21 protein-coding genes and 2 pseudogenes are annotated in these 24,560 nt (G+C 65.7%); 14 read left to right on the top strand and 9 right to left on the bottom strand.

Annotated elements, in window-relative coordinates; translation table 11 throughout:
- Positions 1 to 57: 57 nt before the first annotated feature.
- A complete protein-coding gene (locus AC50YA_RS14350; protein WP_494982933.1) occupies positions 58 to 1,866 on the bottom strand; it encodes a flavin-containing monooxygenase in 1,809 nt (602 codons plus the stop codon).
- Between AC50YA_RS14350 and AC50YA_RS14345 the strand changes: the two genes are divergently transcribed.
- The gene (locus AC50YA_RS14345) at positions 1,853 to 2,218 is read left to right on the top strand and encodes a hypothetical protein (RefSeq protein WP_494982932.1); all 366 of its coding nucleotides are present in this window, start codon (positions 1,853 to 1,855) and stop codon (positions 2,216 to 2,218) included. The genes AC50YA_RS14350 and AC50YA_RS14345 overlap by 14 nt on opposite strands.
- A 48-nt stretch (positions 2,219 to 2,266) precedes the next feature.
- On the opposite strand, the gene AC50YA_RS14340 is transcribed toward AC50YA_RS14345, so the two are convergent.
- The 6 genes from AC50YA_RS14340 to AC50YA_RS14315 all read right to left on the bottom strand — a co-directional run bounded on the left by AC50YA_RS14340 (position 2,267) and on the right by AC50YA_RS14315 (position 8,427).
- Positions 2,267 to 2,935, bottom strand: coding sequence for a DsbA family protein (locus AC50YA_RS14340; protein ID WP_494982931.1), 669 nt, complete (start codon positions 2,933 to 2,935; stop codon positions 2,267 to 2,269).
- Positions 2,936 to 3,466: 531 nt separating this feature from the next.
- Complete coding sequence (locus tag AC50YA_RS14335; protein ID WP_494982942.1) at positions 3,467 to 4,234, bottom strand: amino acid ABC transporter ATP-binding protein; 768 nt, start codon at positions 4,232 to 4,234, stop codon at positions 3,467 to 3,469.
- Between the two features lie 17 nt (positions 4,235 to 4,251).
- The gene (locus tag AC50YA_RS14330; RefSeq protein WP_494982941.1) at positions 4,252 to 5,190 is read right to left on the bottom strand and encodes an amino acid ABC transporter permease; all 939 of its coding nucleotides are present in this window, start codon (positions 5,188 to 5,190) and stop codon (positions 4,252 to 4,254) included.
- A 32-nt stretch (positions 5,191 to 5,222) separates the two neighbouring features.
- Entirely contained in the window at positions 5,223 to 6,152 is a 930-nt protein-coding gene (locus AC50YA_RS14325; protein WP_494982930.1) for an ABC transporter substrate-binding protein, read from the bottom strand.
- Between the two features lie 140 nt (positions 6,153 to 6,292).
- Positions 6,293 to 7,024 carry an SDR family NAD(P)-dependent oxidoreductase gene (locus AC50YA_RS14320; RefSeq protein WP_494982929.1) on the bottom strand — a complete coding sequence of 244 codons (732 nt, stop codon included), beginning with the start codon at positions 7,022 to 7,024 and terminating at the stop codon, positions 6,293 to 6,295.
- Positions 7,021 to 8,427 carry a DUF6421 family protein gene (locus AC50YA_RS14315; protein WP_494982928.1) on the bottom strand — a complete coding sequence of 469 codons (1,407 nt, stop codon included), beginning with the start codon at positions 8,425 to 8,427 and terminating at the stop codon, positions 7,021 to 7,023. Before AC50YA_RS14315 ends, AC50YA_RS14320 begins: the two co-directional genes overlap by 4 nt.
- Positions 8,428 to 8,728: 301 nt before the next feature.
- Here AC50YA_RS14315 and AC50YA_RS14310 point away from each other — a divergent pair.
- The 8 genes and pseudogenes from AC50YA_RS14310 to AC50YA_RS14275 form a co-directional block, all read left to right on the top strand.
- Positions 8,729 to 8,839: pseudogene (locus AC50YA_RS14310) on the top strand (arsenate reductase/protein-tyrosine-phosphatase family protein); the annotation flags it as partial.
- A gap of 240 nt (positions 8,840 to 9,079) precedes the next feature.
- Positions 9,080 to 10,309 carry an MFS transporter gene (locus tag AC50YA_RS14305; protein ID WP_494982927.1) on the top strand — a complete coding sequence of 410 codons (1,230 nt, stop codon included), beginning with the start codon at positions 9,080 to 9,082 and terminating at the stop codon, positions 10,307 to 10,309.
- A 4-nt stretch (positions 10,310 to 10,313) separates the two neighbouring features.
- Positions 10,314 to 10,673 (top strand): ArsR/SmtB family transcription factor, encoded by a 360-nt coding sequence (locus tag AC50YA_RS14300; protein WP_494982926.1) that lies wholly within the window; start codon positions 10,314 to 10,316, stop codon positions 10,671 to 10,673.
- A 201-nt stretch (positions 10,674 to 10,874) separates the two neighbouring features.
- Positions 10,875 to 11,189, top strand: a complete 315-nt coding sequence (locus AC50YA_RS14295) for a heavy-metal-associated domain-containing protein (protein WP_494982925.1) — start codon at positions 10,875 to 10,877, stop codon at positions 11,187 to 11,189.
- A 70-nt stretch (positions 11,190 to 11,259) separates the two neighbouring features.
- Positions 11,260 to 12,828: pseudogene (locus AC50YA_RS14290) on the top strand (HAD-IC family P-type ATPase).
- Between the two features lie 77 nt (positions 12,829 to 12,905).
- Positions 12,906 to 13,367, top strand: coding sequence for a hypothetical protein (locus AC50YA_RS14285; RefSeq protein ID WP_494982924.1), 462 nt, complete (start codon positions 12,906 to 12,908; stop codon positions 13,365 to 13,367).
- Between the two features lie 166 nt (positions 13,368 to 13,533).
- Positions 13,534 to 14,154 carry a DUF305 domain-containing protein gene (locus AC50YA_RS14280; protein WP_494982923.1) on the top strand — a complete coding sequence of 207 codons (621 nt, stop codon included), beginning with the start codon at positions 13,534 to 13,536 and terminating at the stop codon, positions 14,152 to 14,154.
- 79 nt (positions 14,155 to 14,233) lie between these two features.
- Positions 14,234 to 15,118: a F510_1955 family glycosylhydrolase gene (locus tag AC50YA_RS14275; RefSeq protein WP_494982922.1), complete on the top strand. Its 885-nt coding sequence runs from the start codon at positions 14,234 to 14,236 to the stop codon at positions 15,116 to 15,118.
- A 141-nt stretch (positions 15,119 to 15,259) separates the two neighbouring features.
- Here the strand turns inward: AC50YA_RS14275 and AC50YA_RS14270 are convergent, their stop codons facing one another.
- Positions 15,260 to 15,958, bottom strand: coding sequence for a hypothetical protein (locus AC50YA_RS14270; RefSeq protein ID WP_494982921.1), 699 nt, complete (start codon positions 15,956 to 15,958; stop codon positions 15,260 to 15,262).
- Between the two features lie 199 nt (positions 15,959 to 16,157).
- Here AC50YA_RS14270 and AC50YA_RS14265 point away from each other — a divergent pair, with 199 nt between their 5' ends.
- From AC50YA_RS14265 to AC50YA_RS14255, 3 genes are all read left to right on the top strand, one after another.
- The gene (locus AC50YA_RS14265; RefSeq protein WP_494982920.1) at positions 16,158 to 16,799 is read left to right on the top strand and encodes an arsenate reductase/protein-tyrosine-phosphatase family protein; all 642 of its coding nucleotides are present in this window, start codon (positions 16,158 to 16,160) and stop codon (positions 16,797 to 16,799) included.
- 91 nt (positions 16,800 to 16,890) lie between these two features.
- Positions 16,891 to 17,991, top strand: a complete 1,101-nt coding sequence (locus AC50YA_RS14260; protein WP_494982919.1) for an LCP family protein — start codon at positions 16,891 to 16,893, stop codon at positions 17,989 to 17,991.
- Positions 17,992 to 18,485: 494 nt separating this feature from the next.
- Positions 18,486 to 19,616 (top strand): LCP family protein, encoded by a 1,131-nt coding sequence (locus tag AC50YA_RS14255; RefSeq protein ID WP_494982918.1) that lies wholly within the window; start codon positions 18,486 to 18,488, stop codon positions 19,614 to 19,616.
- Positions 19,617 to 19,683: 67 nt separating this feature from the next.
- Here AC50YA_RS14255 and AC50YA_RS14250 read toward each other — a convergent pair whose 3' ends face one another.
- On the bottom strand, positions 19,684 to 20,100 hold the full coding sequence (locus AC50YA_RS14250) for a hypothetical protein (protein WP_494982917.1): 417 nt from the start codon (positions 20,098 to 20,100) through the stop codon (positions 19,684 to 19,686).
- A 169-nt stretch (positions 20,101 to 20,269) separates the two neighbouring features.
- Here AC50YA_RS14250 and AC50YA_RS14245 point away from each other — a divergent pair, with 169 nt between their 5' ends.
- Both AC50YA_RS14245 and AC50YA_RS14240 read left to right on the top strand, forming a co-directional pair.
- A complete protein-coding gene (locus AC50YA_RS14245) occupies positions 20,270 to 21,934 on the top strand; it encodes an alkaline phosphatase D family protein (protein WP_494982916.1) in 1,665 nt (554 codons plus the stop codon).
- A 362-nt stretch (positions 21,935 to 22,296) separates the two neighbouring features.
- On the top strand, positions 22,297 to 24,555 hold the full coding sequence (locus AC50YA_RS14240) for a S9 family peptidase (protein WP_494982915.1): 2,259 nt from the start codon (positions 22,297 to 22,299) through the stop codon (positions 24,553 to 24,555).
- Positions 24,556 to 24,560 lie beyond the last annotated feature (5 nt).

Genomic DNA, 24,560 nt, shown 5'->3' with positions numbered 1-24,560 from the left:
CGGCCCATCACGTGAAGAATCCTCCTGATCTCGATGCGTCGCCTGAGCGGGTGGTTATCAGCGGGTGTGGTGCGATGCCTGAAGCTCAAACACCGGGGTGGGCAGCCCCTCCAGCCGGGCCTTGAGCTGCAGGGCCAGGTAGTTGGAATAGTGCCGGCTCTGGTGCAGGTTTCCGCCATGGATCCAGAGGTTCTCCACGTTGGTGGGCTTCCACATGTTCCGCAGCTCGCCCTCCCAGGGGCCAGGGTCCTTGGGCGTTTCAGAGCCGAAGCCCCAGCACTTGCCTACCTTGTCCGCCACCTCGGGTGAGACGAGGTCCGCGAGCCAGCCGTTCATCGAACCGTAGCCGGTGGCGTAGATGATCACGTCGGCTTCCAACTCCGTGCCATTGTCCATGACCACGGCGTTGCCGGTGATCTTGCTGACCTGGCCGTTGGCCAGTTTCACGCGGCCGTCGATGATCAGCTGGGAGGCGCCGACGTCGATGTAGTAGCCGGAGCCTCGCCGCAGGTACTTCAGGAACAGCCCCGAGCCGTCCACTCCGAAATCCAGCTCGAAACCCGCCGCTTCGAGCTGGGAGTAGAAGCCGGCGTCGCGCTTTGCCATCTCCTGGTAGACCGGGATCTGGGCCTCCGGGAGGATCCTGTACGGCAGTGATGCGAACAGGAGGTCGGCCTTTTCCGTGGTGACGCCGTTGGCCAGCGCCTTCTCCGAGTAGAGGTCGCCGAGGGCCAGGTCCATGAGGGACTCGCTGCGGGCGATGTGGGTGGACGAGCGCTGGATCATGGTGACGTCGGCACCGTGTTCCCAGAGGTCGGCGCAGATGTCGTGGGCCGAGTTGTTCGACCCGATCACCACGGCCTTCTTGCCCGTCCAGTCGCCGCCGCCAGGGTGCTTGGAGGAGTGGTACTGCTCCCCCAGGAAGCTCTCGGCGCCGTCGAACGCCGGCACGTTGGGGTAACCCGAGACGCCCAAGGCGAAGACGAGCTGCTTGGGACGCAAGGTGACCGGTGCGCCGTCGCGGATGACCTGGACGACCCATTCCTGGGCGTCCTCGTCGTAGCGGGCGTTGGTACATTCGGTGCTGGACCAGTAGTTCAGCTCCATGATGCGGGTGTAATGCTCCAGCCAATCGCCGATCTTGTCCTTGGCCGCGAACACGGGCCAGTCTTCCGGGAACTTCAGGTACGGCAGGTGGTCGTACCAGACGGGGTCGTGCAGGTGCAGGGACTTGTACCGGTTGCGCCAGGAGTCGCCGGGCTTTTCGTTCTTCTCGATGATCAGAGTGGGCACGCCGAGCCGGCGCAACCGGGCGCCGAGGCCGATCCCGCCCTGCCCGCCGCCGATGATCACCGTGTAGGGCTGGTCCTCGTAGCCGAGCCTGGCTTCCTGCTCCTCCTTCAGTTCCAGCCAGGACTTGCGGCCCTTGCTGATGTGGTGCGCCACGCCCTTCTCACGGTTGGCACCCTTCTTCTCCTCGAAGCCCTTCAGCTCCTGCATGGTGGTGAGCAGGGTCCAGCATTTGCCGTTGCGCAGGCGCAGATGGGCGTAGCCGCGGGCCTGCGAGGTCTCGAAATTGACCCACGCCTCGGTGCTGGCAGCGTCCCCGGTGGCGTCCTCGGCCAGGGTCCAGTTGCTTGGCTGGACATCCTTGAGTGTGGCGTCCAGCATCTCCCTGATCCGGTCCTTGCCCTCAAGGGTCTTCAGATTCCAGGTGAAGGATACGAAGTCGCGCCAATACGATTCCTCCTCGAACAATTCCAGTGCGGCCTCGGTGTTGTGGCTGCGCAGCGCCTCGTCGAACTGCGCCAGCCAAGCCCCGGCTATGCCGTTTACGGTCTCAGGGGGTGCCGTGGTGGAGCCCAATCCGTACCGTTTTGCCGCCGCCGTGACTGTGGTGTCCGACGCCGACGCAGTGGCCGGGTATTTGCGGGCCGGCCGCCTCGGCGAAGCGTTGGCGGCGTACCCTGCCCGCCTGCTCAACCGTTCGACGAACCTGGCCGTGGAGCTGATGCGTGACGAACTGAATGAGGCTGTTGCGGCGTCGGTCCGCTCAAGCGGAGACGCCGACCTGATCTCACGCTGGTGCGCCAGTGACATGGGCGCGGGCGACATCGCCGCCGCTTCCGCGTTGGCACGGTTGACCGGCCCTGGGGACGCGCGTTTCCAGTTGGTGCGGGCCCGCATGGAACGGATTGACCGGGAGTTGCGGGCGTAGGCCCGGCGCCACCTCGGCGCCGCTGCTTAGCAGCGTTAACTGGCGGTGTTACTTAACGGCGTCGTCGAGCAGCTGCCGGAACTGGGCTTCGGTGTTGAGGGTGAGTTTTTTGCCGTCGAGGAAGAACGTTGGAGTGCCGGTGACGCCGAGCGTTTTGCCGTCCGCCATGTCCCGGCGGATCCGTTCCTTGGCGTCCTCGGCCACAACGTCCTGATCGAACTTTGCCATGTCGAGGCCGAGCCCTTCGGCATACGTCCGGAAGAGGGCGCCCTGGGAGTCCTGCTTTCCGCCCCACTCCGGCTGGGTCGCGAAAAGCTTCGTGACCATCGCTTCGTAGTGGCCCTGGCGCGCGGCCGCTTCGACGGCAAGGGCCGCGGTGCCGGAGTTCAGATGGCCCGGCAGCGGGAAGTAGCGGTGGACGAAGGTGATCCGGTCCCCGTAGTCCTTCTTCAGTTGGCTCACCAAGGGCTCGGCGGCGCGGCAGGCTTCGCATTCAAAGTCCAGGAACTCAACGAGCTGGGCTTTCTCGGCCGCCGGGGTGGTGAGCCGGTGGCTGTCTTCCCTCACAACCGCGGGATCAGCGGACGCCGGTGGCACGGGCGTAGCGGGTTTGTTCGCGGTAAACACGGCGAACCAGATCAGGCCCCCAGCGACAAGGACCCCCAAAATAGTCCAGATAGCGACGCGGACGTTGCGCGCGACAGTGACGGCACTCATCGGCCAGTGTTCCCCCTCAGATTAGAACCCAGTAGCTCGATCATAGCCAGAGCGCCGCCGCGCCGGCGTCTCTGACCTGCGGCTACTCCGATTCGCTCGACGCATCGCCGGGGCGCTCCACCAGCCGGCGCGCAACCGCAAAGCCTCGCGTCTCAGGCTTCCCCGTGTCCGGGCTGTCGGCACCGGCGTCCGCGCCGTCGTCGGCCATCACCAGCCGTCTTTGTTCCGCGGGTGGACGCGGGTTGCTGCCCAGCCTGCCTCGCGGACCGCGCGGCCGTGATCGACGACCGGCGTTGACATCCCCGACCGAATTCGAACGGTGAACGCGAGATCGGTGACTCCCCGTCGCAGACGACGATGTTCCAGAGGTTCAGGCTAATCCGATCGTTGCCTTCGCACCGTGGAACACGTCACGGGCGACGCCATCCCATACTGTCGAGGCGTGGCTCAAGTGACCCGTCCGTAGACACCAATGCCGGTCCGGGCATGAACCGCTTCGCACATCACGCCCGGACCGCCTGGGTTCAGCCGTCAGAGAACTTTGGAGAGGAACTCCTGGGTGCGGGCCTGCTGCGGGTTGGCGATGACGTCGCGCGGCTTGCCGCTTTCGACGACGATGCCGCCGTCCATGAAGGTCAGGGTGTCTCCGACCTCGCGCGCGAAGCCGATCTCGTGGGTCACCACGATCATAGTCATGCCGGACTTGGCCAGGTCTTTCATCACGTTGAGCACTTCGCCCACGAGTTCCGGGTCCAGGGCCGAGGTCGGCTCGTCGAAGAGCATCAGTTCAGGCTCCATCGCCAATGCACGGGCGATGGCCACGCGCTGCTGCTGGCCGCCGGAGAGCTGCGCGGGATAGTGATTGGCGTGGTTTCCGAGACCCACACGGTCCAGAAGTTCCATTGCGCGTGATCTGGCCTTCACCTTGGATTGCCGCTTGACTTGGGTGGGCGCCTCGATAATGTTCTGTAGCGCCGTACGGTGCGGGAAGAGGTTGAAGCGCTGGAAGACCATGCCGATCTCCCGACGCTGGGCGGCGATCTCTTTGATGGTCAGGTCATGCAGGCGGCCGCGGGTCTCGCGGTAGCCGATCAGTTCTTCGCGGACGTGGATCCGGCCGGCGCTGATGGTTTCCAGCATGTTGATGCAGCGCAGCAACGTGGACTTCCCGGACCCGGACGGGCCGATGAGGACGGCGACCTCGCCCTGCCGGACCGTCATGTCGATCCCGCGGAGCACATGGTGCTCTCCGAAGTACTTGTGGACCCCGTCCATACGGACGAGGGTCTCCTTCGTCATGACGTCGTTGGTGATGGTCACGGTAGCTCATCCTCTTCTTTGGGTGCTTTGGCTGCTTTGGCTGCGGCGACCGCCGGGATCGGCTTGACCGGGGCAGGGACGAGGTTGTCCACGCCCTTTCCGAAGTGGCGCTCAACGTAGTACTGGCCCACCATCAGGATGCTGGTGATCACCAGGTACCAGAGGGCGGCCACGATCAGCAACGGAATGGGCAGGTAGCTGCGGTTGGCGATCCCGTTGGTTGCGAATGTCAGGTCCAGGGTGAATGGCACCGCGAGCACCAGCGAGGTGGTCTTGAGCATCCCGATGGTCTCATTGCCGGTGGGTGGCACGATGACGCGCATGGCTTGGGGCAGAATGATCCGCCACATGATTTTGGATTTGCGCATCCCCAAGGCTTCGGCGGCTTCCATCTGGCCGGAGTCGACGGAATTCAGGCCGGCGCGGAAAATTTCGGCCAGATAGGCCGACTCGTTCAGCCCCAGTCCCAGGATTGCTGCCATGAAGGCGGTGATCACGTCCTGGGTGCTGAAGCTGAACAGTTCCGGTCCGAACGGAATCCCCAGGGCGATCTTGGGATAAAGAACGGAAATGAGGCCCCAGAACACCAGCTGGGTGTAGACCGGCGTGCCGCGGAAGAACCAGACCCAGGTCCAGCTCACGCCGCGGAACAGGGGATTGTCCGACTGGCGCATGAAGGCCAGGAGAATGGCCAGCACGATGGCGATCACCATCGAGAGGACTGTCAGCAGCAGCGTCCAGCCGATGCCCTGGATGACGAGCACGTCCATGAAGTAGGTGCCGACGATGTCCCAGCGGAAATTGGTATTGGTGACCAGGCTTTGGCCCAGCAGCGCGGCGAACAGCAGGATGAGGACGGCGCCGGCCCAGCGGCCGGGATGGCGGACCGGAACGGCGTTGATCAGTTCCGGTTTCCGGTGCGCGGCACCGGTCATGCGGTCGCGGGTATCGGTGGGTGCGAGCGTGCTCAATTGTCTACCGCCGGGTTCAATTCAGACTTCGTGACGGCGCCCGTGGTGTTGCTCCAGGTGTCCAGGATTTTCCCGTAGGTCCCGTCGCTGATGAGTTTGTTCATGACGTTTTTCATGAGCTCGGACAGGGCGGTGTCGCTCTTAGCGACCGCGATACCTTGCGGTGCCGCAGCGTAAACATCGCCCAGGGCCTCCAGCTTGCCGCCGGTCTGGGAGAGGGCATAGCCGATGATGGGGGAATCAGCGGCCATGGCGTCGATGCTGCCGTTCACCAGACGGGTGGTTACATCTGACTGCGTCTTCAAAGTGACGACGTTGACGCTGGGTCTTCCGGCATCCGTGCATGCCTTGGAGCGGGCGGAGACGTCGGGGGCCTCTTGCGTGGTGCCGGTCTGCACCCCCACCGTTTTGCCGCAGATGTCATCGACGCTGAAATTCTTCGGGTTGCCCTTCTGGACGGCCCACAACGTGCCGGCATTGAAGTAGCTGACCATGTTGACGGCCTTCAGACGCTCCGCGTTGATGGTGAAGGAGGAGATTCCCAGATCGTACTTGGCACCGAGAGCGGGCAGGATTCCGGTGAATTCCGACGTCTGGACCCGGACCTTCAGGCCGAGGGTCGCCCCGATGGCCTTGGCGAAATCCACGTTGTAGCCCACCGGGGTCTGGCCATCGGCGCCGCCCAGGGATTCGGCAGGTGCGTAGGATGTGTCGGCACCCACCGTGAGGGTTCCCTTGCTCCTGATGGCCTCAGGGACGCTCGCGGCGAGGGCATCGTCCCTGGCCACAGAGGCGGGATCGAAGCCAGTGGAACCCGGGGCAGCTCCCCCCGAGGTCTGTGATGCATTGGTGCAACCGGTCAGAGAAAGAAGGCCGATGGCGAGACCCGCCAGTGCCTTTGTCCTCTTGGACGGAGAAAACGACATTGTTTACCTCTTGGTTGGTGTGGCCCATGAATGGGATTGTTTTCTATCTGTCGCCTGCACGCAGGTCGGCGTGCGGGCGCGCCTGTACTGGCGCTTGGTCGATCGCCCTGTCTGGTTCCCGGCAGGGATAGGTAGAAAGATCAGACCAGGGGTAGGCGGGAACCGTTGAGTTCGGCAGCGGACCCGCTGAACAGGGCGGCCGAAGCGGCTCCGAGATCCTTCACATGGGTGAATCCCGGGAATTTCCGGTCTGGCTGGGAAGCCTTCATCTTGTCGTCGACGAGGGCCTTGACCACGAACACGACGGCAGCTGACCGCTGCGGTTGCCGGTGGTTCGTGCCGCCGGATTGTGAGCTGCGGAAGCCGTCGGCCACCGCCAGCGTCCAGGCCTCGGAAGCGGCCTTGATCGCTGCGTAGGCGGCACCACCTGCGGACGGATTGGCAGCTGCCTGGGCAGACACGATGGCCAGTCGGCCGGCCGGGGACTTTTCAAGGTCGTCGTAGAAGGCGCGGCTGGTGTTTCGCAGTGTCGTCAGGACGCTGGTGTGCAGAAAGTCCCAGTCGGAGTCCTGCTGCCCCGGTATTCCGTCGCCGCCGCGCCAGCCGCCCACCAGGTGGATCAGGCCATCGAGGGGTCCAAGGTCCCGGCGGACCGAGGACGCCAGTTCCCGGACGGCCGCGGGTTCTGCGAGGTTGCAGGTGTAGCCGGTGACGTTGGGGCAGGACCGCGCGAGGTTTTGCACGCGTTCAGTGTCCAGGTCCACGGCGGCGACGCGGAATCCGGCGGCGCTGAGGGCCGATACGACGGCGGTCCCGGCCTCGCTGGTGGAGCCGGCCACCATGACGGTCCTGGGTCCGTCGGGAGCCATCATGCCGCAGCCTTGCGGCTGTTGCCGCCGTTGGGCTCACCTGTGATTCCGGCCGTGGATTCGATGACGTTTCTCATCTTTTTCTCCAGTGCTTCGTAGAACATTGAAAGTGGGAACTCGTCATCAAGCACCTGGTCGGTCAGGCCCCGAGGTGGGCCGTCAAGGGCCAGCGCCTCGGGCCCCTTGGCCCAGAGGGATGCGGGGTTCGGGGTGACTGTCGCGCTGATGAATTCATAGGCCGCAAGCCAGTGAGCGGTTTTCGGGCGGTCAATTGAACGCCAATACAGCTCCTCGATCCGCTTGCCAAGTTCGATAACTACTTCGGGCGCTTCCGACCAGTCGATAGACAGTTTCGAGTCCGTCCAATGAAGCACCTTGTGCTGGTGCATCCAGGCGAAAAGGAGCTGACCGCCAAGGCCGTCGTAATTACGGACCCGGTTGCCTGTTATCGCGAACCGGAAAATCCGGTCGAAGATGACGGCATACTGGACGAGTTTCGCGTGGTTTCGCACCTCCGACGGCGCGTTCTCATCCCTCTCGATACGGACGGATTCACGGAATGCCGTCAGATCGCACCGCAGTTCTTCCAAGGTGTAGAGAAAGAACGGCATCCTCTGCTTGATCATGAACGGATCAAACGGCAGATCCCCGCGCATGTGCGTCCTGTCATGGATCAGATCCCACATCACGAAGGTTTCCATGGCCAGCTGCGGGTCATCAAGCAGCCGCCGCGCCCCGTCAGGGAGAGTGAGGGACGTGATGTCGCCGGCTGCGGCCACCACCCTCCGGAACCGCTCAGCCTCGCGATCCGCGAAAATACCACCCCAGGTGAACTGCGGGGTTTCACGGACGGCTACGCTCTCGGGAAACAGCACGGCCGAGTTCGTGTCATAGCCCGGTGTGAAGTCGATGAAGCGGATGGGTACGAACAGCTGGTTCGAATACTCTGCACCTTCGAGTTCAGCGATGAACTCCGGCCACACTACTTCGAACAGCACGGCCTCCACGAAACGGTTCGGGCTGCCGTTCTGCGTATACATAGGGAAGACTACGAGATGCGGCAGTCCGTCGATTCGGTGCTGCTGCGGCTGGAATGCTAGCAGAGAGTCCAGGAAGTCCGGGACCTCGAACGAGGAAGCAGCCCATCGCTCGAAGTCAACTTCGAGCCTGGCCAGATACTCCGCATCGTGCGGGAATGAGGGGGCCAAATCCCTGATTGAAGCCGTGATCGTGGCGACCTCGTACAGGGCGCGGTCATGGTCCCCCGGATCAGGTATCGAGCCGTCCTTCACCTGGATCTGCTGCAGTTCTCCGGCGGCCCGTTTCAGCTCGGTCCAGGACGAGCTTGAGGCAAGCAGGGCCCCTATTGAGGACCGGGATACGTTTTGTGCTTTTGTTGCAGTCATTGCTACGGCGTCCTTCCTTCTCTGTGACCCGCGTAACACTAATGAACAGAAAGACACCTTTATCTAAAAACAGGAGGACGGTAAGCAAGTCTTAGTCTAGGTTCGGGAAATAGAGCTGGTGACCAAGCATTTCCTGTGCACCCGTTCGAGGTTGGCCCTGCAGGGCACTGGGGTTTAGCTTTGCTGGGGCCCGAAGGGTGGGGAGGTGCGCGCTCAGCGCAGGACGCCGCAGGCGGCATCGTCAGCAGCCGGGAGGTTCGGGCCAAGTTCCGTGGAATACCCCGCATCTGCCCCGGCACCCGTGAGGACCCTGACGGCCTGCACCGGCAACATTTGCCGCTCCCCCATGGTCGAACGGCTGCTTCAGGCAGGGCTGGACCAGGTGGTGCCCGGCGGGCTTGCGGTGACCACCTTCACCGCGAGTTCGTCCGGATGCTCGACATCCTGGACGACCGAGCGGACGGTCCCGCGAACGTTTCGTTAACGGGCCGACGCCGGCGATCCCCTCAGCGCCACGCCCGCCTGAACGCCCCGTGAACCCAGCGCGCCGTCGTCGCACGTTAACGACGGCGGCTCCTAGACGTCACTCCCCGGCGTTGCGTCTATAATAGGTGCATAGGTACGCACGTATTGTTTCAATTGAAGGGTTGTCGTGATCGAAGTTCTGGCCGTCCGCGCCTACCGGAAGCTCTTCTCAGCCCAGATTGTTGCGTTGCTGGGGACCGGCTTGCTGACCGTGGCCCTCGGACTGCTGGCGTTCGACCTTGCGGGAGGGCAGGCCGGGGCCGTGCTTGGGACGGCACTGACGATCAAGATGCTGGCCTACGTCTTCGTCGCGCCAGTCATGGCGGCACTGGTGGAAAGGCTGCCAAAAAAGCCGGTCCTGGTGGCCGCGGACCTGATCCGTGGAGGAATCGCCCTGCTGCTGCCCACGGTGGATCAGGCCTGGCAAATCTATGTGCTTGTCTTTGTCCTTCAGAGCGCCTCGGCCACGTTCACGCCCGCCTTCCAGTCCCTGATCCCGGTGGTGCTTCCCGACGAACGGCAGTACACGCGGGCCTTGTCACTCTCCCGTCTCGCATATGACCTGGAATCCCTGATCAGCCCGGCCCTGGCCGCAGCACTGCTGGCCGTGCTGTCCTTCCACGAACTTTTCCTCGGCACCGTGGCAGGCTTTGTGTTCTCTGCGGTGTTGGTGGTGACCACGCAGCTGCCCACGGCCACCGCCGTGAAGCAGGAAGGATCACTCTGGCGCCGCACCACCCTCGGTGCTCGGATCTTTGCGAAGACGCCGGAACTACGCGGCCTCCTCGCATTGAATCTGGCCGTGGCGGCCGCTACAGCCCTCGTGCTGGTCAACACCGTGGTCTATGCCCGGGACCTTTTCGCAGGATCCAACGCCGACGTCGCCATCGCCCTGGCCTGTTTCGGCGCCGGTTCGATGGCCGTCGCGCTCAGCGCACCCTGGGCGCTGGACCGGTTGGCCGACCGTTCGTTGATGATGACCGGTGCTGCGCTTCTTGGTCTTGGCCTCGCCGGCACGTTTGTGCTGCTGGCCGCCGCCGGGCCATGGCACATCCTGCTGGGGCTCTGGGTTGTCCTGGGGGCCGGGACCTCGATGATCAGCACCCCTTCGGCCCGGCTGCTGCGCCGCTCCGCAACGGAAAGCACGCGGGCCTACATCTTCACCGCCCAGTTCTCCCTCTCCCATGCGTGCTTCATCATCACGTACCCGGTAGCCGGCTGGATCGGCGCGTCCGCCGGCCAGCCCGCGGCCGCCGCTGTCCTGGCTGCGGTGGCTATGATCAGTACAGTAGCGGCCCTGAAATTCTGGCCGGCTGCCTCCAGGACCGGCGCAGAACCGGCCAGCAGGAAAGGGTGATCCGGTGGAAGAGGCCCAAGGCATCAACACACCGAGCCTTCACCACCCCAGGCTTCCCGATGCCCGCCGGCTGGATGCCGCGACGGCCACGTTCCGGATGCTCTCCGATCCCACCCGCCTACACGTGCTCTGGCTCCTGACACAGGAACCGGCCGACGTCACCACCCTGGTGGAACGCACCGGAGCCTCCCGGACCTCAGTCAGCCAGCACCTGGCCAAGCTCCGCTTCAGCGGCCTCGTCAGCACACAAAAAGTCAGCCGCAGGGTGGTCTACAGCATCGCGGACGGCCACCTTGCCCGGCTTGTCCTGGAAGGCCTGAACCACGCCGACCACACCGTCACCGGGGAGCCCAGCCACAACTGACTGTCCTGGCGGTAAGGGGAGCGCGCGGCCGCCCGCTCCCCCGAAGCTGTGGGCATCGACACATTGCAAAATATACCCCATGGGGGTATTCTTTGGGTGTTGCCAGTGAAGTGGTTTGTCCAGGCCCGTGCAATTCCGGCCCTTACAGCCGTTCATCCCCAGCACCTCATCACACCTCTCTTGCAAAAGAGCAGAACTGATATGAGTGCACCCCAGGTCCGGACCGAACTGCCAATCGTTGCAGCTGAAACTGCAGGGTGCAGTTGCTGCTCCACCCCTTCAGCGAAGCAACTGTCACCCCAGGCAGAAGGTACGGAGTACTCCGTCACCGGCCTGACGTGCGGTCACTGTGTCCAGACCGTTGAAAAGGCAGTCTCCGCGCTCGACGGCGTGACGTCGGCCGCCGTCGCACTCGTCGCCGGCGGGACCTCACGCCTGAGCGTCTCCGGGCCGCACACGGAAACCTCCGTCCGGGACGCCGTCACCGCTGCCGGGTACAGCCTCACCAGCAGGTAGTCCACCTCCCGCCCTGAGGGCAGCCCTGGCGGCTTCCTCAGGGAAGACTTCCCCACACAGGACGGCAACAATGGAAAACCACCACAATCACGACGGCGGCATGGACCACGCCGCGCACCAGGCCCCGCAGCCCGTACCGGGCCAGGCGACGGCGGTGGCAAGTCCGACCGCAGATCACGCAGGTCACGCCCACCAGCAGCATGGTGCTCACGACGACGACCACGCGGTCCACAGCCACGGGCAGCACGCCGGGCACAGTACCGCCATGTTCAAGAACAGGTTCTGGCTCACCCTGGTCCTGTCCGTGCCCGTGGTCTACTTCAGCCCAATGGTCGGCCACCTCCTGGGCTACATGCCGCCGATGTTCCCCGGCTCAACCTGGATCCCGGCCGTGCTGGGAACGGTGATTTTCCTCTACGGGGGCCAGCCGTTCCTCAAGGGCGGCCTGCAGGAACTGAAGACCCGGAGCCCCGGGATGATGCTGCTGATCGCGATGGCCATCACCGTTGCGTTCGCAGCGTCCTGGGTCACCAGCCTTGGCCTGGGTGGATTCGATCTGGACTTCTGGTGGGAACTGGCGCTTCTGGTCGCGATCATGCTGCTGGGCCACTGGATTGAAATGCGGGCCCTCGGTTCCGCGCAGGGCGCCCTGGACGCCCTCGCGGCCCTGCTCCCGGATGAAGCAGACCGCATCACCGACGCTGGCACGGAGACCGTACCCGTCTCCGAACTTCGTGAAGGCGACATCGTCCTGGTCCGCTCCGGCGCCCGTATGCCCGCCGACGGCACCGTCGTCGAAGGCCAGGCCGAGTTCGACGAGTCCATGATCACCGGCGAATCCAAAACCGTGCCCCGCGCTCCAGGAGACAAAGTGGTGGCCGGGACCGTCGCCACGGACAACACCGTGGACGGACGGACGGTCCACGTCGGCGGGCCCGCGCTCCTGCGCGAGCTCGGCGCCGTCGAGCCTGAACCCCTGGCCCGCGCCACCCGGGCCTGGATGGACCGTGGAGCGGCCGTGCTGCACGTGATCGACGGGAACAGTGTCCTGGGCGCCGTCAGCCTCGAAGACGCCGTCCGCCCGGAATCCCGGCAGGCTGTTGCCGCCCTGCAGAACCGGGGCATCAAGGTGGCCATGATCACCGGCGACGCCCGGCAGGTGGCCCAGGCCGTGGCCGAAGAGCTGCACATTGACGAGGTCTTCGCCGAAGTCCTTCCGGCGGACAAGGACAAGTAAGTCGCCGAGCTCCAGGGCCGCGGGCTGAAGGTGGCAATGGTGGGCGACGGCGTCAACGACTCCCCGGCCCTGGCCAGGGCTGAAGTCGGTATCGCGATCGGCGCCGGCACGGACGTGGCGATGGAATCGGCCGGCGTGGTCCTGGCCGGCAATGACCCCCGCGCGGTGCTGTCCATGGTGGACCTGTCCCGTGCCAGTTACCGGAAGATGTGGCAGAACCTCATCTGGGCCACCGGCTACAACGTGTTGTCCGTCCCGTTGGCCGCGGGCGTGCTTGCCTTCGCAGGGGTGGTCCTGTCTCCCGCGGCCGGCGCCGTGCTGATGTCCGTGTCCACCATCGTGGTGGCGCTTAATGCCCAGCTCCTGCGCCGCGTGAAACTCAATCCCGCCCAGGTGCGTTGAACCTGAGAACCACCCGACGCACGCCAACCCGGTACTGTCGGACCAAGAGACCCGCCCACGCGAGCAGGAGGAACGCCGTGGCTGCATCCAGCCCCATCGTGGCCCTCCTCCACCGTGCAGTGCTGCTGACCGGGCTGCTGGCTGTCATCGCCGGGATTTTCGGGATGCACATCATGTCCGGCGCCCACACCATGCCCGCGGCTGTCCCGGCCGGAACGGACATGACCCTGACGCAGATCCAGGCCTCCCATACCGGCCACGGAGGCCACCGGGCAGCCCAATCCCCCGCTTCCGACACTCCGGCGGCAGCGGTCTCCGGGACGGCGTCGACCTGCATGGCCCACGGCGGCTGCCCGACGATGGCCGCCGGGGACGCGGCCTGCGTCCTGTCCCCGGCGAACACTTCCCTATCGGCGCCGCTGCCCGGCAGCACGCCGTTCCCGGCCCCCAACGTGACCGGCGCCGGCCTGGTGGCCACCAGCTATTCCTATCTACCGGGCAGTCCTTCCCCCGGCGACCTCTGTATCAGCCGGACGTAAAACTGCCCTGCGCCGGGTCCTGTCCGGCGCACCCGGCGCACCCTGCGCAGCCACTGACGCTGCCCAGCCACCCCGCATACGCCGGGGCCGGCCACCCGGCCCCACCACCGCACGCATCCGCAACGGCGCCTGACGCCGGCTGATACTTCGAAGGACCCTGATTTTGATGAAAAAGACCCTGACCATTTCCGCCCTCACCATCACTGCGGCGACTGCCCTGGCCGGCTGCTCCACCGGTTCCGCCGGTTCCGACGGAGGCAGCGTGCCGGGCATGAACCACGGCAGCTCCGGAATGTCCTCCAGCTCTGTCCCGGCAGCAGCCGACTTCAACGCAGCCGACGCCATGTTCGCCCAGATGATGATCCCGCACCACGCCCAGGCCGTGGAAATGTCGGACCTGATGCTGAAGAAGGAAGGCATCCCGGTTGCGGTGACCGCCCTGGCCACCAGAATCAAAGCCGCCCAAGGGCCCGAAATCGAGAAAATGACGAGCTGGCTCAAGACCTGGAATCAACCCATCGAAATGCCCTCCGGCATGGCTGGCGGGCACAGCATGTCCGGCATGATGGGCGAGGAGGACATGACCGCCCTCGGTGCGGCCCAGGGCACCGAGGCGTCCAGGCTGTTCCTGACCCAGATGATCGCCCACCACGAAGGCGCCGTCCTGATGGCCAAGACCGAAAGCGCCGACGGAAAGAACCCCGAAGCGGTCCAGCTGGCCAAAGACATCGTGACGGCCCAGGAAACCGAAATCCAGGAAATGAAGGACCTGCTGGCCACCCTGTAGCCAGCACCCCAGGCACCGGCCCGGCCACGGGCCGGTGCCTGACCACCCATACTTTTCGTTCCGCCACCTGGAGATTCCCATGCCCGCGCGCACATTCAACCGTTACCGTCCCGCTTCGGCCGCCGCCGCGGCGACCGCATTTCTGCTCACTGTTGCCGCCTGCACACCCGCTTCGTCGCCGGCCGCGAGCACCGCTGCCCCGACCAACTCCGCGTCCGGCCTGCCCAGCAGCCACATCCACGGCCTCACCGTGAACCGCGAAACGGACCAGGTTCTCCTGGCCACCCACGATGGTCTGTACGACGTCACCGCACAGCCCGCCGCCAAAATCGGCGGCACCACCGACCTGATGGGCTTCACCGCAGGCCCTGGCCAAGGCCTGTTTTACGCCTCGGGCCACCCTGGGCCGGGCTCAGACCTGCCTAACCCACTGGGCCTGATCCAATCCACCGACGGCGGCAAGACCTGGGAGCAGCTCTCCCGCCAGGGCGAATCGGACTTCCACGCACTCACCTCGGCCAAGTCCGGCATCGTGGCCTTTGACGGGACCCTGCGCACGAGCCCTGACGGGAAGACCTGGTCCGTTCAGGCCGCCGGCTTCAGCCCGGCGGCCCTGGCCGCCGACCCGTTCAGTGACACGGTCCTTGCGACCACCCGCGACGGGGTGCAGCGCTCCACCGACGGCGGCAAGACCTGGGCCCTCACCCCGGCCGCCCCGGTGATCCAGTTCGTGACCTTCGCCAGCCCCACCGAAGCCATTGGCGTGGAACCGGACGGTTCCGTACATTATTCGGCTGACGGCGGGGCCACCTGGTCCCGGACGGGGCGGATCGAAGGGGAGGTCCAGGCGATAGCGGCGGTGGAGGGTTCAGGCGCGAATCCTTGGGTCTGGGCCGCCACCTCTGCCGGACTGGTCGTATCCACGGACGGCGGGGCCACCTTCCGCGCCTCGGACGCAGTCTGACCCGGTCACGGGAAGGCAGCAGGAAGGGCCCGTCCGCGGAGTGCGGGCAGGCCCTTCTTCTTGCCGTTCATTGCCATCTTCAAGCCGAGCACGGCACTGGGGTAAGCCTTGCTGGGGCCCGAAGAGCGGGCAAATGCGCGTTCAGTGCAGGACGCCGCAGACGGCGGGGTCAGTGGCCTCTGCCGGGAGGCTCGGGTTAAGCTCACTGGCACCCTCAGGGTCGCTGAAGTTGTAGGTTCCGTTGCCGTCGTAGTCCTGCCCGTGAATCACCAGCACTCCCTCGCCGTCGCGGATGGCGTCAGCGATCTGCTTGGCGGTACCGAGCCCGCCGGCTCCGGGGTAGCCGGTCCCGGCCACATCCGTGAATTCGATGTTGTCCCGACTGTAGTCATAGCTGCCGTCCTGGGAGACGGGGAACCGGGAAACGTCCAGGAAACTGGCGGGCGTGGTGTCACCGGTGGTGTTCAGCGACACCACAACGGGGCCGTAGGCCGGAACACCCTCGACAGTATTCAGCCGTCCGTCACCGTTGCTGTCCAGCGCCAGCGTGGGGCACTCGTTCAGGGCCTGGTTGCCGTAATGGATGTGCTGGGCGTGCGGGGCATCGGGCGTCAACCCGGTGGCGTGGACCTCGATGTGCTGGATCTTCTGGTTGCGGACAACAGCGGTGGCGGTGCCCGAAGCCCCGGAACCATTAAGCTCCGTGAGGGTCGCTCTCAGCGTGACTGTTTTCTCCGCCGACTTTGGGCTCTGAGCCATCACCGGCATGGCACCCAGCGACACAGCAGCCAGCAGTGCGACACCGGCACCACCAAAAACCAACTTTGTATTCCGTTTCACGATTCACTCCTTGGTCAGCGACCACAGGGGAATCCCTGTGGTCAAGTGTGATTCGCACCACAAGGCATTAAGGATGGGTCGTCACACGAAAAGTACGACGGCGCCATCCGGTGCTGGAGCGGCAGAGTACTGCACGTGTTAAGTTGAAAGACACGACGGGCCGCACCGGTCCTGCGCATCGGCTGGAAAGAGAAGTTCCGTGGAATCCCCCGCATCTGCCCCCGCACCCGTGAGGATCCTGACGGTCTGCACCGGCAACATCTGCCGTTCCCCCGTGGCCGAACGGCTGCTGCAGGCCGGGCTGGACCAGGTGATGTCGGGCGGATTCGAGGTCACCAGCGCGGGGACCCGGGCCATGGTGGGCGACCCCATGCAGCCGCTGTCCGGGGACATAGTGCGCACCTTTGGCGGGAACCCTGACGGTTTCGTCTCGCGGCAGCTGACCAGCAAGATCCTGCGCGGCGTGGACCTGGTACTCACCATGACCTCGGGCCACCGCGGCGAAGTGCTCCAGCTGGACGCTTCCCTGCTCAAACGCACTTTCACCATCCGCGAGTTCGCCCGCATGCTCGACGTCCTGGACGAGCGCTCGGGCAGTGCCGCAAACGTTTCGGTGAGGGCCGACGGCGGCAGTCCCCTCAGTGCCAACACCACCTTCTGGCGGGGGCTGCCCGCGCGGGCCGCGTCCGTCCGGCACCTATCGCTGCCGGCGGATTCCTCCGAAAACGACATCATCGACCCCTACCGGCGCAGCCCCGAGATCTACCACCAGATGGAAGACGAACTGGCCCCCGCCATCGTTTCCGTCTTACGGCACGCCCGCCTGAACGTTCCCGCCTAAACCGGCGCGCCGCCGTCGTAGGTTACAGCACGGAAACGACACGCTCCGCGTTGTAGCCGGAACCGGGTCCGAGGGCGGACACTAAATCATGGTGAGCACCCCAAGCGGTCCTGATCCAACCGGCCCGGCCCCTTCCGGCCCCGAGCCTGCTGCGCCTGCCGCGCTGAAACGCCGCCGTGTGATGGCGGCGGTGCTGTCGCTGGTACTGGTGGCCGTCGTCGCCGTGTCCGCCCTGCTGTTCACCCGGCCTGCCGCGGAAGTTGCAGCCCCGGCGCCCATCATCACTGACACCGTCACCCCCACTCCTTCGGAAACGACGCCGCCACCGGCACCGGCCCCTCCCCCGCCGCCCGAACCCATCGCGGAACTCCCGGCGGCTCCCATGAACATCCTGGTGATCGGCAGCGACAGCCGCGCCAACGCCCGGGAGCAGGCGGCCATCACCGCGGCCACGGGCGAATCCCAGGACCACCGTGCCGACACCCTCATGCTGGTCCACATCCCGGCCGATCGCCGCAGCGTGCACGTGGTCTCCCTCATGCGGGACCTGTACGTCAACATCCCCGACTACGGCTACGCCAAGATCAACACCAGCCTGCAGGTGGGCGGCATCCCGCTGGCCACCCGGACGGTGGAGTCCCTGATGGAGACCCACATCGACCACACCGTCATGCTGGACTTCAACGGTTTCAAGACGCTCACTGACGGGCTGGGCGGAATCGACGTGAACGTCACCGTGCCGTTCCAGTCCACCCACGAAACGCAGCACGTCTTCCCGGCGGGGGTGAACCACCTCGACGGCCAGGCGGCGCTGGAATTCGTCCGCGAGCGCTACGCCTTCGTTGACGGCGACTTTCAGCGGGTCCGGAACCAGCAGACGTTCCTGCGCGCCATCCTCGCCCGGCTGACCAGTGGCGGCGCCCTGAACGACGTGACTGCCGTGCGGGCCCTGGTGAATTTCGCGGGAGGTTACCTCACCGTGGACCAGGGGTTCGATCCTGTGGGTGTCGCCATCCTGGCCTACGGCATGCGCGGCATCGACCCCAACGCCGTGGTGTCCCTCACCCTGCCGACGGCCGGCGCGGGCATGGCGCCCGGCGGAGCGTCAGTACTGTTTCCGGACTACGGCGGGATCGCCCAGATGGCGGCTGCCATGCGCGAAGGGCGGCTGCCCGAGTACGCGGGCGGGTAGGTAGTACGGCGCGGGGTAGTACGCCTGGCTCTGAACTCCGGCGTTCGAACTCCTGGCACCAGCGGGCGGGCACTAAGTGAAACGGCCCACGGCTGTGCCGTGGGCCGTTTCACTTGGTGACTTAGCTCCGGGTGGGGTCCGGGCGCAGCGGCGCCGGCCCCGGATCCGGGACGGGCAGCGGGCCGGGAGGTTCCGGCGTCGGGATGGGGCTGGGCCTTTCCGGTCCCGGGTGGCCGGGATGCGTTGGGTCCGGGCTAAAGGGGTCCGGGCCTGGTTCCGGCGGGAACGGCTCCGGTTCGTGTACTGGCGGGATGGTCATGGAACTTCCCCTCTCACGCTGGGCGGGTGCGCCTTTGCCTGATCAGGATACGCCTGCCCCGGCTCCAACGCCTTTGCCGACGGGCCTCCGTTGTGCTTAAACGTGCGGACTATGGTGCGGCTTTTCTGCGGATTCCCCCGATGTGGTGCCGCGACGCCGGTGCTAATTTTCGGAAATGGGCATTACGTCCGCGCATCCGGGCCTTACTTACCAGGGCAATCCAGCACACAGGCGCCACCCGATTCGGGCCGTTCTGCTGGTGCTGCTGGCCTTGGTCCTGCTCATTCCCACGGCGGCGGGCGTCTACTTGTACAACCTGGGCAGGATCTTCGATTCCGAAACCACCACGATCGAAAACGTCTTCCCCGCCGAATCCACCCGCCCGCAGCCGTCCGTGGCCAACGGGGCCGCCGGCGCGGGCGGCACTGTCGGCGGCGTTCCCGGTGCTGGTCCGGCACCGGCCGGTGGAACGCCGTCCGATACGGGACGCTCCTTGAACATCCTGGTGATGGGCAGCGACAGCCGCGGCGCCACCACCGAGGACGCCACTTCCGGCACCGGGTCGAACCAGCGCGCGGACACCCTGATGCTGGTCCACATCCCCGCCGACCGGAGCAAAATCTACTCCATCTCACTGATGCGGGACCTCTGGGTACCCATCCCGGGCCGCGGCCATGCCAAAATCAACGCCGCCCTGGCATTCGGCGGCGTCCCGCTGATGGTGCAGACAGTGGAATCCCTTTTTGGGCAGCGCATCGACCATGTCGCCATGATCGATTTCGAAGGATTTGTGGGGATGACCGACGCCCTCGGCGGGGTGGAAGTCAACATCCCGGCGCCGTTTGTGTCCTACCACGACCAGATCGCCTTCCCCGCGGGCACGAACACCCTCGACGGCGGGCACGCCCTTGAGTTCGTCCGCGAGCGGTACGCGTTCGCCGATGGCGACTACCAGCGCGTGCGCAACCAGCAGGCGTTCATCCGGGCGCTGCTGGCCAAGAACCTCAGCGCCGACACCCTCCTGAATCCGCTCAAAGTGCACAACGTGGTCAGCGCGATAGCCCCGTTCATCAGTGTGGATGCCGGGCTGGACGCCGGAACCCTGGCGGGGCTGGCCGTGGAACTCAAAGACGTCCGGCCCAACGACATGGTGATGTTCACTCTCCCCACCAGTGGTATCGGGACCTCGGCCGACGGGCAGTCGATTGTGCTGACCGATCCGGGAGCCATCGGCGCCATCTCGGCCGCCATGGCCGGGGACACCCTGGGCAACTATGCGGCAGCCAACGGCCTGGCGGGTCCCTAGGCAGGACTTTCTAGGCAGGACTTCCTGGGCAGGGCCTTCTAGACGGGACTTTGTAGGCAGGGACTTTCTATGCGGGGCGGCGCAGGCGGACTGGGCGGGAAGTGGGCGCTGCGGCAGTTTCGTCGGCTTCCCGCATCCGGGGGACGGCAAAGGCCACCACCAGGCGCGCGCCGGCGTCGTCGGTGGACCTGATGGTCAGGCTCCTGGTGCCGGGCGGCACGGACGGGGTGAACACCTGCAGGTTCCGGGAGCCCAGGCGGGCGGAGTCCCGGAAGGTGTAAAGCGTGCCCCAATGGTCTTCGATGGCAATTTCGGGGACCGCTCTGCCCGCAGCGGATTCAACGTGGATGTTGACCACCAGGCACGTGCTCCAGACTTCGACGGAGAGCACCGTGAACTCAGCGCCCCGCGCCAGGTGCAACCCGTACGTGGGCGGCAGGAGCATCTTCCGGAGGGTACCTTTCGGAATCAGGTTTTTCATCATCGCCCCCAAATTACTAAGAGTGCTTACAATTACCCCGCGATTATGACGCCCTGTCAAGATCCCTCTCAGCGTTATGTGGCAACCCACACCAGCACGAGTTAACCCGCGCCACGCCGGGTGTTCATCCGGGGGAAACGGGCCGTGCCTTCGCCTCCTGCAGGGTGGGGTCATGACTGATATCTCACGCCGCACCATCGTCAAGGGTTCCGTCCTCGCAGCAGCGCTGGCGGCCGCGCCCGCCGCCGCGAACGCCAGCAGTTTCCCGGCCGGCCGGACCGGGATCCCACTGGTCCGGAACCGCCTCACCCTGCCCAGCGGCATCGCCACCGGTGACGTCACTTCCGATTCCGCCGTGCTCTGGTCCCGCTCCTCCGCCGCGGGCCGGATGACCGCCACCCTCCGCGCGGTGGAAGCCGGCGGCGAAATCCTGCGCGGCCGCGGAGCCTTCGAACGCACCCTCCGCGGACCCCGGGCCACCCAGGCCTCCGACTTCACGGCCAAAATCCACGCCGGCAACCTGCCATCCAACACCCGCTTCGCACTGGAGATCAGTTTCGAGGACGACGGCGGCGCGGCCGGCGAGACCGTCCGCGGAACCTTCCGCACGGCACCCGACGCCGGGACCTTCAACGGGGAGGGACGCACCGGCGGCGACACCACGCCGTCGTACGCCCAAAGCTTTGTCTGGACCGGCGACACCGCCGGCCAGGGCTGGGGCATCAACGAGGAGATCGGAGGCATGCGCGGCTACCAAGCCATGCACAACACCCGGCCCGACTTCTTCATCCACTCCGGCGACACCGTCTACGCCGACGGCCCCATTGCCGAAATTGTGGTGGAGAAGGACGGGCAGGTGTGGCGCAACCTTGTCACGGAGGAGATCTCCAAGGTGGCCGAAACGCTCACCGAGTTCCGCGGCCGGCACCGCTACAACTCCCTGGACGCCAACATGCGCGCCATGTTCGCCGACGTCCCCGTGATCGCCAACTGGGACGACCACGAAACCACCAACAACTGGTACCCGGGCGAGATCATCGACGACCCCCGCTACACCGTCCGCGACGTCAACACCCTCGCAGCGCGTGGCCGGCAGGCATGGCAGGAGAACATGCCCATCGCTGACAGTTCCGCGCTGTGGCGCCCCGGAACGTTCGACGACGGCGGGCACTACCAGCCGGCCCGCATCTACCGGAAGATCCCCCGCGGTCCGCAGCTGGACGTGTTTTGCCTGGACATGCGCACTTTCAAGTCGCCCAACACGGACGGCAAGGAGGCCCACGCCACCCCCATCCTTGGCCAGGAGCAGGTGGACTGGCTGATCCGCGAGGTTTCCAAGTCCAAGGCGACCTGGAAGGTGATCGCCGCGGACCTGCCCTTGGGCATCATCGTCCCGGACGGTGCCGTGAACCAGGAAAGCCTGGCCAACCGCGACCCCGGTGCGCCGCTGGGCCGCGAGCTCGAAATCGCCGGGGTGCTGAGCGCGTTCAAGCGGAACCGCGTGAAGAACGTGGTGTGGCTGACGGCCGACGTGCACTACTGCGCCGCCCACCACTACTCCCCCGGGCGCGCGGCCTTCACGGACTTCGATCCGTTCTGGGAGTTCGTGGCCGGCCCCATCGCAGCCGGATCCTTCGGGCCCAACCCGATGGACGGGACGTTCGGACCCGAGGTGGTATTCGCCAAGGCCGGACGGTTCCCTGGCGAATCACCGCGCGACGGCGAGAACCAGTTCTTCGGCCACGTCCAGCTGGGCGAGGATGACAGCTTCACCGCCAGCCTGCGGAACGCCAACGGCGCCGTAGTGTTTTCCAGAGTTCTCACCCCCGAACGGTGAGGGATGGCCCCCGGCGATGCCGGGGGCCACCGTATCGGGAGGGTCACCCGCAGACTGCCGATGCGCTATCTGGCGCTGTGGCGTGCCCAAACGGCTAATCGCCCTCTAGAGGCAGATGAAAAAGAGACGCGTCCGGATCCTCCCGGTAATGCTGTTCTAGCACCGGGCGGAGGACGGTTCAAGGGGTTCCCGCGGGTAACTTAGCTGCTTGTCGCCGCCCGCCCCGTTGATCTATCACTTAGAGTCGCTTTGCCGCGGGTTTAGGGACCATAAGTGATAGATCAACGGGGGCGGGAAGGGGCCGCGCTACCCCGGTAGCGAACGGCCACCCCGTTGTCCGCCCGGCTCTATATATTGAAGGCATGACCCAGACTCCGCTGCAGGATTCCGCCAACCCTTCCGCCGCCGCCTCCCCCGCGCCGCCCGCGCCTGCTGCGCCCCCGGTGGCCAAGAAGGTCCCGCACGAGCGGACGCACCACGGCGACACGTTCGTGGATAACTACGAGTGGCTGCGCGAGAAGGAATCCGCCGAGGTGGTTGAGCACCTGAAGGCCGAGAACGCGTATCAGGAGGCGGTCACCGCGCACCAGGAGCCGCTGCGCGGGGCCATCTTCCAGGAAATCAAGGGCCGCACCCAGGAGACAGACTTGTCTGTCCCCAACCGGAAGGACGGCTGGTGGTACTTCAGCCGCTCGGTTGAGGGCAAGGAGTACGGCATCCAGTGCCGCGTCCGCGCCCAGGACACCGGCAACCCCGTGGCCGACTGGACTCCCCCCGCAGTGGAGGCCGGCGTCGAAATCCCCGGCGAGGAAGTTCTGCTGGACGGCAACATTGAAGCCGTAGGCAAGCCGTTCTTCTCGGTGGGCGGCTCGGCCGTCACGGTGGACGGGAACCTTTACGCCTACGCCGTGGACAACGCCGGCGACGAACGTTTCACCCTCCGCATCAAGGACCTCCGCACGGGCGAACTCCTGCCGGACGTCATCGAGAACATCTTCTACGGCGTCAGCTTCTCCCCGGACGGCACCCGCATTTTCTACACCGTGGTGGACGATTCGTGGCGCCCGTACCAGGTCAAGTCCCATGTCCTGGGCACCCCCGTCACCGACGATGAGGTGATTTACCAGGAGGACGACGTCGCCATGTGGCTGGGCTTTGAGCTCTCCTCTGACAGGCGTCACCTCGTGCTGGGCATCGGCTGCTCCGAGTACAGCGAGACCCGCCTGCTGCGTTTCGATGACCCGACGGCGGCGCTCACCACCGTGATTTCGCGGGACGAGCGCGTCCTCTATGAGGCCGAACCGTTCCTGCTCACCGGGCCGGACGGCGAAAAGTCAGAACGCCTCATCATCACGCACAACCGGAACGCCGTGAACTCCATGGTCTCCCTGATCGACCCTGCCGAGCTCACCAGGCCGCTGGCCGGGCAGCACTGGAGCACCGTCGTCGAGCATTCCGACGACGTCCGCGTCAACGGAGCCGGCGTCACCTCCACGCACCTGATCGTTTCAATCCGCAAGGACACCATCGAGCGCGTCCAGGTCATGGGGCTGGCCGGCCTCGGCACCCCCGCGCAGGAAGCCCCGGTGGAGCCCGCGTTCGACGAGGAGCTGTACACGGCCGGCGTCGGCGGTTCGGACTACGAGGCGCCCGTGATCCGGCTGGGCTACACGTCCTACTTCACGCCGTCGCGCGTGTACGACTTTGTGCTGCCCACCCCCGCTTTGCCGCTTGGTGAGCTGCTGCTCCGCAAGGAAAGCCCGGTGCTGGGCGGCTACTCCGCCGGCGACTACGTGGCCACCCGCGAATGGGCCGACGCCGCCGACGGCACGCGGATCCCACTGTCCGTGCTGCGGCACAAGGACGTCCAGCAGGATTCGACGGCGGCGGGCCTGGTCTACGGGTACGGCTCCTACGAGCTGAGCATGGATCCGGGCTTTGGCATCGCGCGGTTGTCGCTGCTGGACCGCGGCGTGGTGTTTGTGATCGCGCACATCCGCGGCGGCGGCGAGCTGGGCCGGCACTGGTACGAGGACGGCAAGAAGCTCACCAAGAAGAACACCTTCACCGACTTCGTGGACGCCACCGACTGGCTGGCCAACTCCGGGTGGGTGGATCCATCCCGGATTGCGGCCCTGGGCGGCTCGGCGGGCGGTCTGCTGATGGGTGCCGTGGCCAACCTGGCTCCGGAAAAATACGCCGCGGTGGTGGCACAGGTGCCGTTTGTGGACGCCCTCACCACCATCCTGGACCCGGAGCTTCCGCTGTCCGCACTGGAATGGGAAGAGTGGGGAAACCCCATCACGGACCCAGAGGTGTACGCCTACATGAAGTCTTATTCGCCGTACGAGAATGTGCATTCAGTTGCGTACCCCAAGGTGGCTGCGGTGACCTCGTTCAACGACACGCGGGTGCTCTACGTGGAGCCGGCCAAGTGGGTCCAGGAGCTGCGGAACAAGACCACCGGCACGGAGCCTGTGGTGATGAAGATCGAGATGGACGGCGGCCACGGCGGCGCGTCCGGCCGGTACGTCCAGTGGCGCGAGCGGGCGTGGGACTACGCGTTCATCGCCGATTCCCTCGGCGCCACGCAGCTCCTTCCGGGGGCCGGGCTGAAGTAGGCACG

The organism is Pseudarthrobacter sp. RHLT3-21, from assembly GCF_059383495.1.
Note: the sequence above shows the minus strand (reverse complement) of the source record. Positions and strands in the feature narration are given on the sequence as shown.

Bases quoted from the DNA above. Each gene is read 5' to 3' on its own strand.
- AC50YA_RS14340 (WP_494982931.1), bottom strand. From the start codon at position 2,935: ATGAGTGCCGTCACTGTCGCGCGCAACGTCCGCGTCGCTATCTGGACT.
- AC50YA_RS14335 (WP_494982942.1), bottom strand. From the start codon at position 4,234: ATGACGAAGGAGACCCTCGTCCGTATGGACGGGGTCCACAAGTACTTC.
- AC50YA_RS14330 (WP_494982941.1), bottom strand. From the start codon at position 5,190: ATGACCGGTGCCGCGCACCGGAAACCGGAACTGATCAACGCCGTTCCG.
- AC50YA_RS14325 (WP_494982930.1), bottom strand. From the start codon at position 6,152: ATGTCGTTTTCTCCGTCCAAGAGGACAAAGGCACTGGCGGGTCTCGCC.
- AC50YA_RS14320 (WP_494982929.1), bottom strand. From the start codon at position 7,024: ATGATGGCTCCCGACGGACCCAGGACCGTCATGGTGGCCGGCTCCACC.
- AC50YA_RS14315 (WP_494982928.1), bottom strand. From the start codon at position 8,427: ATGACTGCAACAAAAGCACAAAACGTATCCCGGTCCTCAATAGGGGCC.
- AC50YA_RS14295 (WP_494982925.1), top strand. From the start codon at position 10,875: ATGAGTGCACCCCAGGTCCGGACCGAACTGCCAATCGTTGCAGCTGAA.
- AC50YA_RS14280 (WP_494982923.1), top strand. From the start codon at position 13,534: ATGAAAAAGACCCTGACCATTTCCGCCCTCACCATCACTGCGGCGACT.
- AC50YA_RS14275 (WP_494982922.1), top strand. From the start codon at position 14,234: ATGCCCGCGCGCACATTCAACCGTTACCGTCCCGCTTCGGCCGCCGCC.
- AC50YA_RS14255 (WP_494982918.1), top strand. From the start codon at position 18,486: ATGGGCATTACGTCCGCGCATCCGGGCCTTACTTACCAGGGCAATCCA.
- AC50YA_RS14250 (WP_494982917.1), bottom strand. From the start codon at position 20,100: ATGATGAAAAACCTGATTCCGAAAGGTACCCTCCGGAAGATGCTCCTG.
- AC50YA_RS14245 (WP_494982916.1), top strand. From the start codon at position 20,270: ATGACTGATATCTCACGCCGCACCATCGTCAAGGGTTCCGTCCTCGCA.
- AC50YA_RS14240 (WP_494982915.1), top strand. From the start codon at position 22,297: ATGACCCAGACTCCGCTGCAGGATTCCGCCAACCCTTCCGCCGCCGCC.